Here is a 14507-nt window from a genome sequence, read left to right as displayed (position 1 = left end):
CCGCGACCGGTCACCCGGATAAGATCTCCGGGTGACCGGTCAGATGTTCTCGGGGGCTGTCGCGATCGGGCTGGGTCTCGTCGTCGGCTTCCTGCTCTTCGTCCCCTTCGTCGCGATCGCCTATCGGCGCCGCGGGCATCTGTCCTTCGGCCGGCTGCTGCTGTGGGGCGCGGCGCTGATCTACTTCTGGGCGATCTGGACGTACACGCTCCTCCCGCTGCCGGACGGCGACGACATCCGCTGCGTCGGCATGGTGACCGATCCGCTGGAGATCGTGCGCGAGCTGCGCGGAACCCTCTCGCAGGGCTCCCGCTTCGTCAGGGATCCGGCGTTCCTGCAGATCGCCCTGAACGTCGTGCTTTTCCTGCCGCTCGGCTTCTTCGTACGGGTGCTCGGCGGCCGAGGGATCTTCGTCGCGTTCGCCGCCGGGCTCGGGCTCTCGATGTTCGTCGAGACGACGCAGCTGACGGGCGTGTGGGGCCTGTACCCGTGCGCCTACCGGGTGTTCGACGTCGGCGACCTCATGACGAACACGCTCGGCGCGCTCGTCGGCTCGGTCATCGGCTTCATCGTGCCCCGAGTGCATCGCGGGTCGGCGAAGGCATCGGATGCCGACGCTCCGCGTCCGGTGACGAAGGGGCGCCGCGCGCTGGCGATGCTCTGCGACGGGATCGCGTTCGCACTGATCGGCTATGTGGCGGGCGTGGGCGTCGCCGCGGTCCGCCTGTACCTGCTCGAGCTGCCGCAGGATGCGAGCGACGGGACGCTCGTGTCGTTCTGGTCGACGCTCGGCACCGCCGCGATCTGGCTGATCGTCGTGCTCGCCACCGGTCAGACGATCGGCGATGCGACAGTGCGCCTGCGCTACCGGGGCGGACGGGTTCCGCAGCCGATCGCGCGCCTGCTGCGCTGGGCCGCGGGCTATGCGGGGATCTCGCTGCTCGGGCTTTTCGTCCCCCTCGCCGTCCCGGCGCTCGTGTTCGCCAGCATCCTGCTGCTTCTGTTCACCCGGCGCGGCCGGGGCCTGCCCGGTCTCGTCTCGGGGCAGCAGCTCACCGATTCCCGCGAGAAGCCGGCACCGGCGCCCGAGCACTCAGCGGATGCCGAACCCGACCGCGTAACGTCGATGTCATGACGACCATCGAGGTCAGCGAAGACGACATCAGCCAGGCGAAGGAGCTGCGCGATCAGTTCCAGCGTTTCCTGCGCGGGTACGAGTTCGGCATGCGCGAGGTCGAGACGAAGATCTCGATCCTGCGCGACGAGTTCCTCCACGACCACGACTACAACCCGATCGAGCACGTCACGAGTCGGTTGAAGACGCCCGATTCGATCGTCGAGAAGATCGCCCGGAAGGGCATCGAGCCCGACTTCGAGCGCATCCGCGATGAGATCACCGACATCGCCGGAATTCGGGTCACCTGCAGCTTCGTCACCGACGTCTACCAGCTGTTCGATCTGCTCACCGCGCAGGACGACATCACGGTGCGCGTCGTCAAGGACTACATCGCCCAGCCCAAGGCGAACGGCTACCGCAGTCTGCACGCGATCATCGAGGTGCCGGTGTTCCTGTCGACGGGGCAGCTGTGCATCCCCGTCGAGGTGCAGTTCCGCACCATCGCGATGGACTTCTGGGCGAGTCTGGAGCACAAGATCCACTACAAGTTCCAGGGCCAGGTGCCGGGGCACCTCGTCGACAGCCTCACCGATGCGGCGCACGCCGCGGGCGAGCTCGACGCGCGCATGGAGCGCATCCACCGCGAGGCGCACGGCACGCGGCCGGCGCTGCCCGCACCGATCGATCCGCGCATCGTCGAGGTCTGAGCGCCCGCTCTCTCAGGCGAGGAACTCCCGCACGGCGATCGCCATCGCGGCGACGCCCGTCTCGAGCGTCGGGTGGATCTCCGGCGCGTAGTAGGGGGAGTGGTTGGTCGGGATGTCCTCCGCGACGGTTCCGGATGCCTCGGCCGCCGCATACGCTTCCGGGGCCACGCCGCCGAAGAACCAGAACACGAGTGGAACATCCGCGTCGCGGGCGAACCAGGAGACGTCCTCGCTGCCGGTGAACATCCCGGGATCGACGACGGTTCCGGCGCCGAGGTCGCGGTTGATGGCCGCGGTGACCCGGGCCGTTGCGGCCGGGTCGTTGATCGTCGGCGGCAGGGTGTGCGCCGTGCGGAATTCGGGTTCGCGCTCGGCGCCGGATGCTGCGGCCTCGGCTCGCACGATGCGCTCGACGCCCGTGAGGATCTTGTCGCGCATCTCGTCGGTCGAGTAGCGCAGGCTCAGCTCGAGCGTCGCCTCGGCGGGGATGATGTTGTTCTTCGTGCCGGCGTGGATCGAGCCGACCGTGACGACGCCGACCTCGCGCGGATCGATCTCGCGCGAGGGGATCGTCTGCAGGCGCATCACGGTGGCGGCGGCCATGACGACCGGGTCGATCGTCGTGTGCGGGCGCGAGCCGTGACCGCCGCGACCGTGCAGGGTGACGGTGATCCCGTCGGCGGCGGCCATCTGCGGGCCGGGCCGCATGCCGATGATCCCGGCGGGAAGCGGCGTGACGTGCTGGCCGAGCACGATGTTCGGGCGGGGCACGCGCTCGAGCAGCCCGTCGTCGAGCATGGCGCGGGACCCGGCGCCGTACTCTTCAGCGGGCTGGATGATCACGACCAGGGTTCCCGACCACTCCTCGCGTTCGGCGACGAGGCGCTCGACCGCGCCGATCATCGCGGTCACGTGCATGTCGTGGCCGCAGGCATGCATCACCGGGACGGTGTTCCCCGCCGGGTCGATGCCCGTCACAGTGCTGGAGTACGGGAGGCCCGTGAGCTCCTCGACCGGGAGGCCGTCCATATCTGCGCGCGCCCAGACGACCGGTCCGTCGCCGTTGCGGAGGACTCCGACGACGCCCGTGATCCCGATCCCCTCCTCGACCTCGAGGCCCAGGTCGCGCAGGTGGCCGGCGGCGATGCCGGCTGTGCGCGTCTCCTGGAAGGACAGCTCGGGATGCCGGTGCAGATCGATGTACAGCGCTTCGAGGTCGATGCTCATGGCCACGACTCTAGTGTCGACCGCCCCGCGGCTACAGTTGATCTGCCTCCCGTCTTCGTCGAGGCATCCCCTTTGGAGCATCCATGACCATCGACGACCGCACCCGCTACCGGTCGAATCCCTCCGTCCTCACGGCGCTGAAGACCCCGCGCATCCTCACCCGCGAGGTGCTCGCGGGGCTCGTCGTGGGGCTCGCGCTCATCCCCGAGGCGATCGCCTTCTCGGTCATCGCGGGCGTCGACCCGAAGGTCGGCCTGTTCTCGTCGTTCATCATGGCCGTCTCGATCGCGTTCCTCGGCGGACGCCCCGCGATGGTCACCGCCGCCACCGGTGCCGTCGCCCTCGTCATCGCCCCGGTCGCCCCGACCTACGGGATCGACTACTTCATCGCGACGGTGCTGTTGGCCGGTGTCTTCCAGATCATCCTCGCGGTGTTCGGCGTCGCGAAGCTCATGCGCTTCATCCCGCGCAGCGTCATGACCGGGTTCGTCAACGCGCTCGCGATCCTCGTGTTCATCTCGCAGGTGCCGCACATGTACGACGTGCCGTGGCTCGTGTACCCGCTCATCGTTCTCGGCATCCTCATCATGGTCTTCATGCCGAAGATCACGAAGGTGATCCCGGCGCCCCTCGTCTCGGTCATCATCGTCACTGCCGTCGTGCTCGCGTTCGCCCTGAAGGTGCCGACGGTCGGCGATCAGGGAGAGCTGCCGCGGAGCCTGCCCGAACTGTTCATCCCGAATGTGCCGTTGACCTGGGAGACCTTCACGATCATCGCGCCGTTCGCACTCGGTGTCGCACTCGTCGGCCTCATGGAATCGCTCATGACCGCGAAGCTCGTCGACGAGATCACCGACACCCACTCCCGCAAGACCCGCGAGGCGTGGGCGCAGGGCGCATCGAACATCCTCTCGGGCATCTTCGGCGGTATGGGCGGCTGTGCCGTGATCGGGCAGACGATGATCAACGTGAAGTCGGGGGCGCGCACCCGCATCTCGACGTTCTGCGCCGGGATCTTCCTGTTCCTGCTCGTGGTCGTCTTCGGAGACTTCGTCGCGACGATCCCGATGGCCGCTCTCGTCGCCGTGATGATCATGGTCTCGATCGGTGCGTTCGACTGGCACAGCATCCGGCCCGCGACCCTCAAGCGCATGCCGAAGAGCGAGACGTTCGTCATGGTCGCGACGGTCATCATCGTCGTGCTCACCGAGAATCTCGCGATCGGGGTCGTCATCGGCGTTCTCATCGCCTCGGTGCTGTTCGTGCGCCGCGTCGCGCACGTCGTGACCGTCACCCGGGTGCTCGGCGACGACACGGTGCATTACACGGTCGACGGGCAGCTGTTCTTCGCCTCCAGCAACGACCTCACGACCCAGTTCGAGTACACGGCGGACCCGCAGCACGTCGTGATCGACATGTCGCGCTCGCACGTGTGGGATGCGTCGACCGTTGCCGCGCTCGACGCGATCGAGACGAAGTACGCCCACCACGGCAAGACCGTCGAGCTCATCGGCCTCAACGACGCGAGCGGCGTGTTCCACGGGCGGCTGAGCGGCGGCTTCCCGCCCGCGTGACGGCCGATGAAAGCGCCCGCCGGCCTCAGGGCTCCGGCGTGATCGAGGACTGCCGGCGGCAGCGCCGGTTGCGGATGCTGAGAAGAACGGATGCCACGACCGCCGCGATGACGGATGCCGTGAGGATCGCGACCTTCGCGTGATCGTGCGCCGGGCTTCCCGGTGCGAAGCTCAGCTCGGCGACGAGGAGCGACACGGTGAAGCCGATTCCGGCGAGCATCCCGATCCCGGCGATGTCGACCCACCGCAGAGCCGGGTCGAGGCCGATGCGCCGCACCCGGGTGATGACCCAGGTCGCGAGCGTGATGCCGAGCGGTTTTCCGACGACGAGAGCGACGACGATGCCGAGCACGACAGGGTCGGCGAAGGCCGAGACGAAGCCCTCGCCGCCGCCGATCGCGACGCCGGCGGAGAAGAACGCGAAGATCGGTACCGCGACTCCGGCGGACAGCGGACGGAAACGGTGCTCGAAGACTTCGGCGAGCCCGGGTCCGTTCTCCGAGGCGCGGTCGGCCTTCTTATGCAGCACGGGAATCGTGAATCCGAGGAGCACCCCGGCGATCGTCGCGTGGATGCCGGAGGCATGGAGCAGGGCCCAGGCGACGACGCCGATCGGCAGGAGGATCAGCCAGGCGGCCGTCGGGCGCAGATGGAAGAACGTGCGGAACCGCTGCGCGATCAGGCCGTAGACGGCGATCACGGCGAGCGCGAGCAGCAGGGGCGTGACGGCGATGCTCTCGGTGTAGAAGACCGCGATGATCGTGATCGCGATGAGATCGTCGACCACGGCGAGGGTGAGGAGGAAGATGCGCAGCGCGCTCGGCAGGTGCGAGCCGATCAGTGCGAGCACGGCTACGGCGAACGCGATGTCCGTGGCTGTGGGGATCGCCCACCCCCGGGATGCCTCGGCGTCGCCTGTGACGATCGCCGTGTAGATGACGGCGGGCACGATGACTCCGCCGACGGCAGCCGTGATCGGGATGACGGCCGTGCGGAAGCGGCGCAGGTCGCCGGCGACGAACTCGCGTTTGAGTTCGAGGCCGACGAGGAAGAAGAAGATCGCGAGCAACCCGTCGGCGGCCCAGGCGCCCAGGCTCAGACGCAGATGCCAGGGCTCGTACCCGATCTCGACGTCGCGCAGGGCGAAGTACGAGTCCGCCCAGGGCGAGTTCGCCCACACGAGGGCGAGGGCGGCGAAGGCGACGAGGAGGATGCCGCCGACGCTCTCCTTGCGCAGGATCTCGCCGATGCGCCGAGATTCGCCGCGCGATGCGGTCGGGAAGATGTCGGGGTCGTGCTCGGGGCGGGGAGGAGTCGGGGCCACGGGAGGAACTCTCTGTCGTCGGAAAGGACACCGTCGACCAGGCTTCCCGACACTCCGCCCACCACTGTACCCGGCAGCGGCGCACTGCCGGGTCGTTCGCCCGACTCAGTCGGTGACGAACCAGGCCGCCGTGTCTGTCGGCAGCGCAGTGCCTTCGAACGGTTCGCTCTGGGTCAGGAATGTCACATCACCGAGCTCGATCGGCTCGGCGCCGAGGTTCGCGACGACGTGCAGGTCGCCGCGGCGGAACGCGATCGCCTCCTCTCCGCGGTCCTCCCAGACGAGCGATCCGACACCCAGTGCCCGCTCGCGGCGCAGCCGCAGCAGCGTCCGGTAAAGATGGAGAGTGGATGCCGCATCCGCCGTCTCGGCATCGCGCGCGAACCGCGCCCACTCCTCCGGCTGCGGCAACCACGAGGCGCCGGTGTCGTTGAAGCCGTAGGCGGGGGCATCCGCCTCCCAGGGGATCGGCACGCGGCATCCATCGCGTCCGTACCGCTCGCCCTGCGAGCGGAACCATGTCGGATCCTGCCGCAGGTCGTCGGGGATCTCCATCGCCTCGGGAAGCCCGAGCTCCTCGCCCTGGTAGAGGTACGACGACCCGGGGAGCGCGAGCATCACGGCTGTGGCCGCGCGGGCGCGGGAGAGCCCGACGGCCGGATCGGGCTTGCCAGCCGAGAGGGGGCCGAGCCCATCGCCCTGCGGGTTCTCGACCGTCACCGCCAGACGCGTCGCGTGCCGCACGACATCGTGGTTCGACAGCACCCACGTGCTCGGGGCGCCGACCGCCCCGAACTCCGCCAGCGATTCGCGGATCACGTCGCGGATGCTCGCGGCATCCCACGCGGTCATCATGTAGGGGAAGTTGAACGTCTGGTGCATCTCATCGGGACGCACCCACAGCGCCGTCTGCTTCAGCGTCGGAAGCCACGCCTCGCCGCAGAGGGCCCGGTCGCCGTCGTACTCGGCGAGCACCCGATGCCAGTCGCGGTAGATGTCGTGCACGCCGTCCTGGCCCCAGTACGGCACATCGGCTTCGCCGCCGCCCATCGAATCGGCTTCGACCGGCGGCATGTAATCGGGCAGCCCGTCGGTCTTGATCATGCCGTGCGCGACGTCGACCCGGAAGCCGTCGACGCCCCGGTCGAGCCAGAACCGCAGCACCGAGCGGAACTCCGCCCGCACCTCGGGGTTCGTCCAGTCGAAGTCGGGCTGGGTGACGTCGAAGATGTGCAGGTACCACTGGCCCGGCGTGCCATCGGCCTCGACGACGCGCTCCCACATGCCGCCGCCGAAGACGCTCTCCCAGTTGTTCGGCGGCAGGTCTCCGTTCTCGCCGCGGCCGTCGCGGAAGATGTAACGGGCGCGCTCGGGGCTTCCGGGCCCGGCTGCCAGGGCCTGCTGGAACCACGGATGCCGGTCGCTGGAATGGTTCGGGACGAGGTCGACGATGACCCGGATGCCGCGGGCATGCGCCTCGGCGAGCATCGCATCGAAGTCGTCGAGCGTGCCGAACAGCGGGTCGACGTCGCGATAGTCCGCGACGTCGTAACCGGCGTCCTTCTGCGGGCTCGTCATGAACGGGCTCAGCCAGATCGCGTCGACGCCCAGCTCCTCGAGGGCCGCGAGACGGCTCGTGATACCCGGAAGGTCGCCGACGCCGCTCCCCGTCGAATCCGCGAACGATCGCGGATAGATCTGGTAGATCACGGCGCTGCGCCACCACTGGGCGCCGGGGGCTGCGAACTGCTCGAGGCCTGTCATGCCGATGAGCCTAGGGCACCCGGCGCCGCGATGGGGCTCAGCCGGGGATGACGATGTTCGCGGGGGTCTCGCCGCGCAGCATCCGCTCGATCTGCTTGCGGATCAGGCGGGCGATGCGCGGGTTCATCGCGGTGGACGCGCCGCCGATGTGCGGCGAGATGAGCACGCCGGGCGTCGACCACAGCGGATGGCCCTCCGGAACCGGTTCCGGGTCGATCACATCGAGCGCCGCCCGGATGCGGCCGTTCTCGGCGACCAGGGCATCGGTGTCGATGAGGGTTCCGCGGCCCACGTTGACGATGAGCGCACCGTCGGGCAGCAGCGACAGCATCCGCTCGTCGAAGAGCCGGTGCGTCTCCGCACCGCCGGGAAGTGCGAGGATCACGATCTCCGCATCCGGGAGCAGGCCCGCGAGCTCGTCGATCGCATGCACCTGCACGCGGCCGAGACGCTCGTGCCAGACCGGGCGCGCGGTGCGCGCGACGACCGTCAGATCGATCTCGAACGGCTCCAGGCGCAGGGCGATCGCCTCGCCCACTCCGCCGAATCCGACCAGCAGAACCTTGCGATCCGCCAGGCTCTCGGCGAAGACCGGCGACCACTGGCCCTGCTGCTGGGCCAGCACGAAACGGGGGAACTGCCGCTGAGCGGCCAGCGTCAGCGCCAGCGCGATCTCGGCGGTCGAGGTCTCGTGCACGCTCGAAGCGTTCGCGAACGGGATGCCCGCCGGCAGAGCATCCGCGACCCCGTCGTAACCGATCGACTGGCTCTGCACGAGGCCGACATCGACGCCCTCGAGGGCGCCCAGCACCTTCGTCGCACCCATGTACGGCGGCACGACCAAGTCGATGCGCTCGCGCGGGGCCGGGGACGTCATGTCCCAGATCTCGAGCTCCGCGCCCTCGGGCAGCGGGCCGATGTTCTCGGCGAGGCGGGCGGTGGGAACGGTGACGAAGCGGCTCACATCCCGAGCCTATCGAGCCGGGTGGGCGTTGCGCCCGACGGAGGTTGTTGCCCGTGGCGGAGGTTTCGCGGAAGAACCTCCGCGGTGCGCAACAACATCCGCTGCGTGCAACAGACGAAGACGCCCGGGAACGACGAAGGGCCGGATGCTGAAGCATCCGACCCTTCGTAGAAGAACTTTAGGCGGCGACGCGGGCGACCGCGGCGATCGCGCTCGTGAAGAACGCGAGACCGTCGGTGCCGGAGCGCATCGCGGAAGCCGTGTCGGGGCCGAAGCCGGCCTCGGTGGCGTGCTCGGGGTGCGGCATGAGGCCGACCACGTTGCCCGCGGCGTTCGTGATGCCGGCGATGTCGCGCAGCGAGCCGTTCGGGTTGACGCCCGCGTAGCGGAAGGCCACGAGGCCCTCGCCCTCGAGGCGGTCGAGCGTCTCGTCATCGGCGATGTAGCCGCCCTCGCCGTTCTTCAACGGGATGACGATCTCCTGGCCCTGCGCGAACTCGTTGGTCCACGCGGTCGAGGTGTTCTCGACGACGAGCTTCTGGTCGCGGCGGACGAAGTGCTGGTGGTCGTTGCGGATCAGTCCGCCGGGCAGCAGGTGCGCCTCGACGAGCATCTGGAATCCGTTGCAGATGCCGAGCACGGGCATGCCCGCGGCGGCGGCCGTCTTGACCTCGGCCATGATCGGCGAGAGCGCGGCGATCGCGCCGGAGCGCAGGTAGTCGCCGTAGCTGAAGCCGCCGGGAAGGACGAGGGCGTCGACGCCCTCGAGGTCGTGGGAGCCGTGCCAGAGGGCGACGGGCTCGGCGCCGGCGAGACGCACGGCGCGCTGCGCGTCGCGGTCGTCGAGGGATCCGGGCCAGGTGATGACCCCGATGCGCACGGTCATTCGACGACCTCGATGCCGACGACGTCTTCGATGACCTGGTTCGACAGGACCTCTTCGGCGATCTTCTTCGCCTCGGCGAGGACCGCGTCGGTGACCTCGCCGTCGACGGTCAGCTCGAAGCGCTTGCCGATGCGGACATCGCTGAAGCTCGTCACACCGAGGCGGGCGAAAGCGCCGGAGACGGCCTTTCCCTGCGGGTCGAGCAGCTCGGACTTGGGCATGACGTCTACGACGATGGTCGGCATGGGAGGCTCCGGATTTCGCGGGAAGGCGGGCACGCCCAGTCTAGTGCGACGACCGGGCGTGCCGATCCGCGTTCAGGAGTGGAAGACGGTGTGCAGATCGCCGATGAGCTCGCGGCCGCCGAGGCCGTCGATCTCGAAGAGCACCGAGATGCCCGCGACGTGCGATCCGAGGCGCTCGATGAGCTGGCGGCCGGCGGCGAGGGTTCCTCCGGTGGCGAGCACGTCGTCGATGAGGAGGACGCGGGATCCTGCGGGGATGTCATCGTGCATCTCGATCGTCGCGGTGCCGTATTCGAGGGCGTAGTCGACGGATGCCGCGGGGCGCGGGAGCTTGCCGGCCTTGCGGATCGGGATGAGGCCGACGCCGGCGGAGAGCGCGGCGGCGCTGGCGATGAGGAAGCCGCGGGCCTCGAGGCCCGCGATGTAGTCGAACTTCCCGGCGAAGGGCTCGATGATCGCCTCGACGGTGGCGCGCAGCGCCTCGGCGTCGGCGAGCAGCGGTGTGATGTCGCGGAACAGGATGCCGGGCTGCGGGTAGTCCGGGATGCTGCGGATCAGTGCTTCGGCGCGGGCGAGAGCGGGGGAGAGTTCAGGGGAGGGCACTGCTCGATGGTACCCGGGGTGCCTGTGAGGCCCTTCCCCGCAGGCGTCTCCCGGTCTACGCTGGGAGCGCTCCCATGATCGCCGTCGACGACAGGACGCCCACGATGCCCCGCAGTTTCCCCGATGACTTCCTCTTCGGAGCGGCCACCGCCGCCTATCAGATCGAGGGCGCGGCCCAGGAGGGCGGCCGCACCGACTCGATCTGGGACGCCTTCGCGCGCGTTCCCGGAGCGGTGATCGGCGGAGATGACGGAGCCAAAGCCTGCGACCACTACCACCGCTACCGCGACGACGTCGCCCTGATGAAGAACCTCGGGCTGCAGACCTACCGGTTCTCCACCTCGTGGTCGCGCGTGCGTCCCGACGGGGGAGCGGTGAACCGGGAGGGCGTCGACTTCTACAGCCGTCTCGTCGACGAACTGCTCGGCGCCGGCATCCTGCCCTGGCTCACGCTCTACCACTGGGATATGCCGCAGGTGCTCCAGGAGCGCGGCGGCTGGACCGAGAGGGACATCGTCGAGCGTTTCCGCGACTACGCCGCCACGGTGCACGATGCGCTCGGCGACCGGGTGAAGGTGTGGACGACGCTGAACGAGCCGTGGTGCTCGTCGTTCCTCTCCTACACGGGCGGCGAGCACGCCCCCGGGCATCAGAGCATCGCCGAGGGGCTGCTCGCCGCCCACCATCAGCTGCTCGCGCACGGTTCTGTGATCCGGGATCTGCGCGGCCGCGATGCGACGCTCAACCTCGGCATCACCCTGAACCACACGGTCGCCGATCCGGCCGATCCCGAGAACCCCGCCGATGTCGATGCCGCGCGGCGGGTCGACGGGCAGTTCAACCGGTGGTTCCTCGACCCGATACACCGGGCCGCGTACCCGGCCGACATCATCGAGGACATCCGCGCGGTCGACCCGGACGCGGTCTCCCGCTTCGAGGAGGCGATCCACGACGGCGACCTCGAGCTCATCGCGCAGCCCATCGACACCCAGGGCGTGAACTACTACCACGGTGATCTTCTCGCCGGCATCGCCCCCGAGCATCCGCCGGTCTCGGGAACCCCCGGAACGTCCCGGCAGGTTCGCAGCCCCTACCCCTCGGATGCCGGCATCCACGCCATCGAGCGGGGGCTCCCGCGCACGGCGCAGGGATGGGAGATCCAGCCCGAAGGACTGACCCGCCTTCTGCGCCGACTTTCGGACGAGTACACCGCCGAGCGCGGAATCGCCCTCTACGTCACCGAGAACGGGGCGGCCTTCGACGATGTCGCAGCCGCCGACGGCAGCGTCCACGACGACGAGCGCGCGGCTTTCGTGCGCGCCCACCTGGGGGCGGTTCTGGATGCCGCGGATGCCGGCGTCGACGTGCGGGGCTTCTTCTACTGGTCGCTCATGGACAACTTCGAATGGGCGTGGGGCTACGACAAGCGCTTCGGGATCGTGCGGGTCGACTACGACACCCAGCAGCGCACGATCAAGCACAGCGGTCACGAGTACGCTCGCATCATCGCCGCACGCTCCCTCTGAGCCCGGCGAGGAGGGAGAGTCGTGGCGGTACGGGCGACCATCGAAGAGGTCGCGGCCTCGGCCGGAGTCTCACGCTCGACCGTCTCGCGCGTCGTCAACGGCGCGAGCGCGGTCAGCCCCGAGGCCGTCGTCGCGGTGCGCGCCGCGATCGAACGGCTGGGATACGTGCCCAACCGGGCCGCCCGCTCCCTGGCGTCGCGCCAGACGCACGCGATCGCGCTGATCGTCCCCGAGGACACCACCCGCTTCTTCGGCGACCCGTTCTTCGCCGAGATCGTCGCCGGCATCACGGGGGCGCTCGCCGGATCCGACTATCTGCTGAACCTCCTCGTGGCGGGCGACGACCCGGGCGGCAAGATGACCGGTTTCGTGCGCAACGGGGGCGTCGACGGCGCGCTGATCGTCTCGCACCACACCGACGACGCTTTTGTGGAGCGCATCGCCGAGGCGGTGCCCGTGGTGTGGGGCGGCCGGCCCATGCGTCAGGGCGCGAGCGAGTTCGTCGTCGACGTCGACAACGTCGCCGCGGCGCGCACGGCGACCGAGCACCTCATCAGCACGGGACGCACCCGCATCGCAACGATCACGGGGCCCGATTCCATGCTCGCCTCCGTCGACCGGATTGCGGGTTTCCGCTCTGCGCTGGCGGATGCCGGACTCGCGCCCGCCGGGGAGGAGGTCGGGGACTTCTCCGAGAGGAGCGGGGCGGATGCTGCTCGCCGACTGCTCGCGGAGGCAACGCCGGACGCGATCTTCATCGCGAGCGACCTCATGGCCCGGGGTGCCCTCGGCGTGCTGCGGGCAGCCGGGCTCCGCGTGCCCGAGGATGTCGCGATCATCGGCTTCGACGACTCCGCCATCGCCGTCGCGACCGACCCTCCGCTGACGACCGTGCGCCAGCCCATGTACGCGATGGGCGAGACCATGGCCGGCGTGCTCATGGCGCGGCTGCGCGGCGAGGAGCCGCCATCGGTCACGATCCTCGGCACCGAACTGGTGGTACGGGCCTCGGCGTGACGCCTGGGCGTCAGCGCGCGAGTTCCGCCGTCAGCGTGTTGTTCCACGGGTCGGTGAAGGTCAGCGTTTTCCCGTCGTCGGCGACCTGATTGCCGAAGTGGGCGAGGCGCTCGCCGAGCTCTCCGAGGGCGTCGGCGTTCGGCAGGGCGAGGTCGACGCGGCCGAGGCCGAGGGCGGGCATGCGGGGGCCGGCGCCGCGGGAGTTCCAGATGTTCATGGCCATGTGGTGGTGGTATCCGCCGGCGCTGACGAACAGCGCCTGGTCGGCCATCGACAGGGTCGCCTCGAAACCGAGCTGGCGCACGTAGAACTCGCGCGCGGTCTTCACGTCGCCGACGGAGAGGTGCACATGGCCGATCTGGGCGGCATCCTTCGCGGTGCTGCCGGCGGCGGCCTCCTCGGTGAGATGCTCCTGGAGGAAGGTGTTGGGGTCGAGGTAGAGCGTCGCCATCTCGACCTGTCCGTGCGTCCATGACCACTCCGAGCGGTCGCGGTCCCAGTACAGCTCGATGCCGTTGCCCTCGGGGTCGTTGAGGTAGAAGGCCTGGCTGACGAGGTGATCGGCGCTGCCGGTGAAGTACTGCGGTGCGCGCTGGGCGACCGACAGGAGGGCGGCGGCGAGGGCCGTCTGCGACTCGAAGAGGATCGCGGTGTGGAAGAGGCCGGCGGATCCCGCGGCGGCGGTCTTCAGTCCCGGTTCGTGCTGCAGGATCACGATGGGGATGCCGGCGCGGCCGAGCACGACGGCGTTGCCCTCGGCGCTGAGCACCTCAAGGGTGACGACATCGCGGTAGAAGGCCGTCATCGCATCGAGGTCGGCGACGAAGAGGGTGACGGCTCCCATGGTCGTTGCCGCGGCAAGTTTTTCATTCATGATGGATGGAACCCGCGGCATCCGGGATCTATTCCCGCTGACCGCGACCCATTCTCGAGAACGCCCCGAGCACGACCCGCTCCGACGATACGAGGTACCCCTCGAGGGCCGTGGCCGCGGCATCCGGTCCCTGCTCGAGCAGTGCCGTCAGCACCGTGCGATTCTTGCGGACGAAGGGCTCGTGCAGCGCGCGCGGGTCGTCGATCTCCAGGAAGACGAGGCGCATCTCGGCGGCGAGGTCGCGATAGATGCGCGCGAGGCGCGCGCTGTCGGCGAGATCGACGATCGCCTCGTGGAACGCCATGTTCGCGCTTCCCACCAACCGCCAATCACCGGCGGCGAGGTGGCGCTCGGCATCATCGAGAGCGTCGCGCATGCGGAGGACGGCCGGATGCTCCGGCTCGCACTGGCGCAGGGCCGTGGACTCGATCACGCGGCGGGCTCGGTAGATGTCGATCACGGCGGCCATGTCGGGCGAGGCCACCGATACGCCGCGATAGGGGACGTGCTCGATCAGGCTCTGCTCGGCGAGCACCCGGAACGCCTCGCGCAGGGTGTTGCGCGAAACGGCGAACCGCTCGCACAGGGCCGATTCCGAGAGGCGGGATCCCGGTGCGAATTCGCCATCGATGATGCTCTGGCGCAGCACATCCGCCAAGGGGCCCTGTTGGTTCACGCA

General features: G+C 69.2%; 14 protein-coding genes. 5 read left to right on the top strand and 9 right to left on the bottom strand.

What is annotated here, in order from left to right; genetic code table 11:
• Window positions 1-31: 31 nt before the first annotated feature.
• Both ACWAUG_RS04865 and ACWAUG_RS04860 read left to right on the top strand, forming a co-directional pair.
• Complete coding sequence (locus ACWAUG_RS04865; protein WP_298040876.1) at window positions 32-1135, top strand: VanZ family protein; 1104 nt, start codon at window positions 32-34, stop codon at window positions 1133-1135.
• Entirely contained in the window at window positions 1132-1824 is a 693-nt protein-coding gene (locus tag ACWAUG_RS04860; RefSeq protein WP_298040878.1) for a GTP pyrophosphokinase, read from the top strand. The genes ACWAUG_RS04865 and ACWAUG_RS04860 overlap by 4 nt, the downstream gene beginning before the upstream one ends.
• A gap of 12 nt (window positions 1825-1836) precedes the next feature.
• On the opposite strand, the gene ACWAUG_RS04855 is transcribed toward ACWAUG_RS04860, so the two are convergent.
• A complete protein-coding gene (locus tag ACWAUG_RS04855) occupies window positions 1837-3051 on the bottom strand; it encodes an amidohydrolase (protein ID WP_298040880.1) in 1215 nt (404 codons plus the stop codon).
• 83 nt (window positions 3052-3134) lie between these two features.
• On the opposite strand from ACWAUG_RS04855, the gene ACWAUG_RS04850 reads away from it, so the two are divergent.
• Window positions 3135-4625: a SulP family inorganic anion transporter gene (locus ACWAUG_RS04850; RefSeq protein ID WP_460801635.1), complete on the top strand. Its 1491-nt coding sequence runs from the start codon at window positions 3135-3137 to the stop codon at window positions 4623-4625.
• Between the two features lie 25 nt (window positions 4626-4650).
• On the opposite strand, the gene nhaA is transcribed toward ACWAUG_RS04850, so the two are convergent.
• The 6 genes from nhaA to ACWAUG_RS04820 form a co-directional block, all read right to left on the bottom strand.
• Complete coding sequence (nhaA, locus tag ACWAUG_RS04845) at window positions 4651-5949, bottom strand: Na+/H+ antiporter NhaA (RefSeq protein ID WP_460801633.1); 1299 nt, start codon at window positions 5947-5949, stop codon at window positions 4651-4653.
• A gap of 105 nt (window positions 5950-6054) precedes the next feature.
• A complete protein-coding gene (locus ACWAUG_RS04840; protein WP_460801631.1) occupies window positions 6055-7713 on the bottom strand; it encodes a glycoside hydrolase family 13 protein in 1659 nt (552 codons plus the stop codon).
• 37 nt (window positions 7714-7750) lie between these two features.
• On the bottom strand, window positions 7751-8677 hold the full coding sequence (locus ACWAUG_RS04835; protein WP_460801630.1) for a 2-hydroxyacid dehydrogenase: 927 nt from the start codon (window positions 8675-8677) through the stop codon (window positions 7751-7753).
• 178 nt (window positions 8678-8855) lie between these two features.
• The gene (gene purQ / locus ACWAUG_RS04830) at window positions 8856-9563 is read right to left on the bottom strand and encodes a phosphoribosylformylglycinamidine synthase subunit PurQ (protein WP_298040888.1); all 708 of its coding nucleotides are present in this window, start codon (window positions 9561-9563) and stop codon (window positions 8856-8858) included.
• The gene (gene purS / locus ACWAUG_RS04825) at window positions 9560-9808 is read right to left on the bottom strand and encodes a phosphoribosylformylglycinamidine synthase subunit PurS (RefSeq protein WP_460801628.1); all 249 of its coding nucleotides are present in this window, start codon (window positions 9806-9808) and stop codon (window positions 9560-9562) included. Before purS ends, purQ begins: the two co-directional genes overlap by 4 nt.
• Before the next feature lie 72 nt (window positions 9809-9880).
• The gene (locus tag ACWAUG_RS04820) at window positions 9881-10411 is read right to left on the bottom strand and encodes an adenine phosphoribosyltransferase (RefSeq protein WP_298040891.1); all 531 of its coding nucleotides are present in this window, start codon (window positions 10409-10411) and stop codon (window positions 9881-9883) included.
• 74 nt (window positions 10412-10485) lie between these two features.
• On the opposite strand from ACWAUG_RS04820, the gene ACWAUG_RS04815 reads away from it, so the two are divergent.
• Together ACWAUG_RS04815 and ACWAUG_RS04810 are read left to right on the top strand one after the other, a co-directional pair.
• The gene (locus ACWAUG_RS04815) at window positions 10486-11937 is read left to right on the top strand and encodes a GH1 family beta-glucosidase (RefSeq protein WP_298040893.1); all 1452 of its coding nucleotides are present in this window, start codon (window positions 10486-10488) and stop codon (window positions 11935-11937) included.
• A gap of 21 nt (window positions 11938-11958) precedes the next feature.
• Window positions 11959-12954, top strand: coding sequence for a LacI family DNA-binding transcriptional regulator (locus tag ACWAUG_RS04810; protein WP_460801625.1), 996 nt, complete (start codon window positions 11959-11961; stop codon window positions 12952-12954).
• Between the two features lie 10 nt (window positions 12955-12964).
• On the opposite strand, the gene ACWAUG_RS04805 is transcribed toward ACWAUG_RS04810, so the two are convergent.
• Both ACWAUG_RS04805 and ACWAUG_RS04800 read right to left on the bottom strand, forming a co-directional pair.
• The gene (locus tag ACWAUG_RS04805) at window positions 12965-13828 is read right to left on the bottom strand and encodes a VOC family protein (protein ID WP_298041559.1); all 864 of its coding nucleotides are present in this window, start codon (window positions 13826-13828) and stop codon (window positions 12965-12967) included.
• 28 nt (window positions 13829-13856) lie between these two features.
• Window positions 13857-14504, bottom strand: a complete 648-nt coding sequence (locus ACWAUG_RS04800) for a GntR family transcriptional regulator (RefSeq protein ID WP_298041561.1) — start codon at window positions 14502-14504, stop codon at window positions 13857-13859.
• Window positions 14505-14507 lie beyond the last annotated feature (3 nt).

The sequence above is a fragment of the Microbacterium sp. GXF6406 genome (assembly GCF_054798215.1).
Note: the sequence above shows the minus strand (reverse complement) of the source record. Positions and strands in the feature narration are given on the sequence as shown.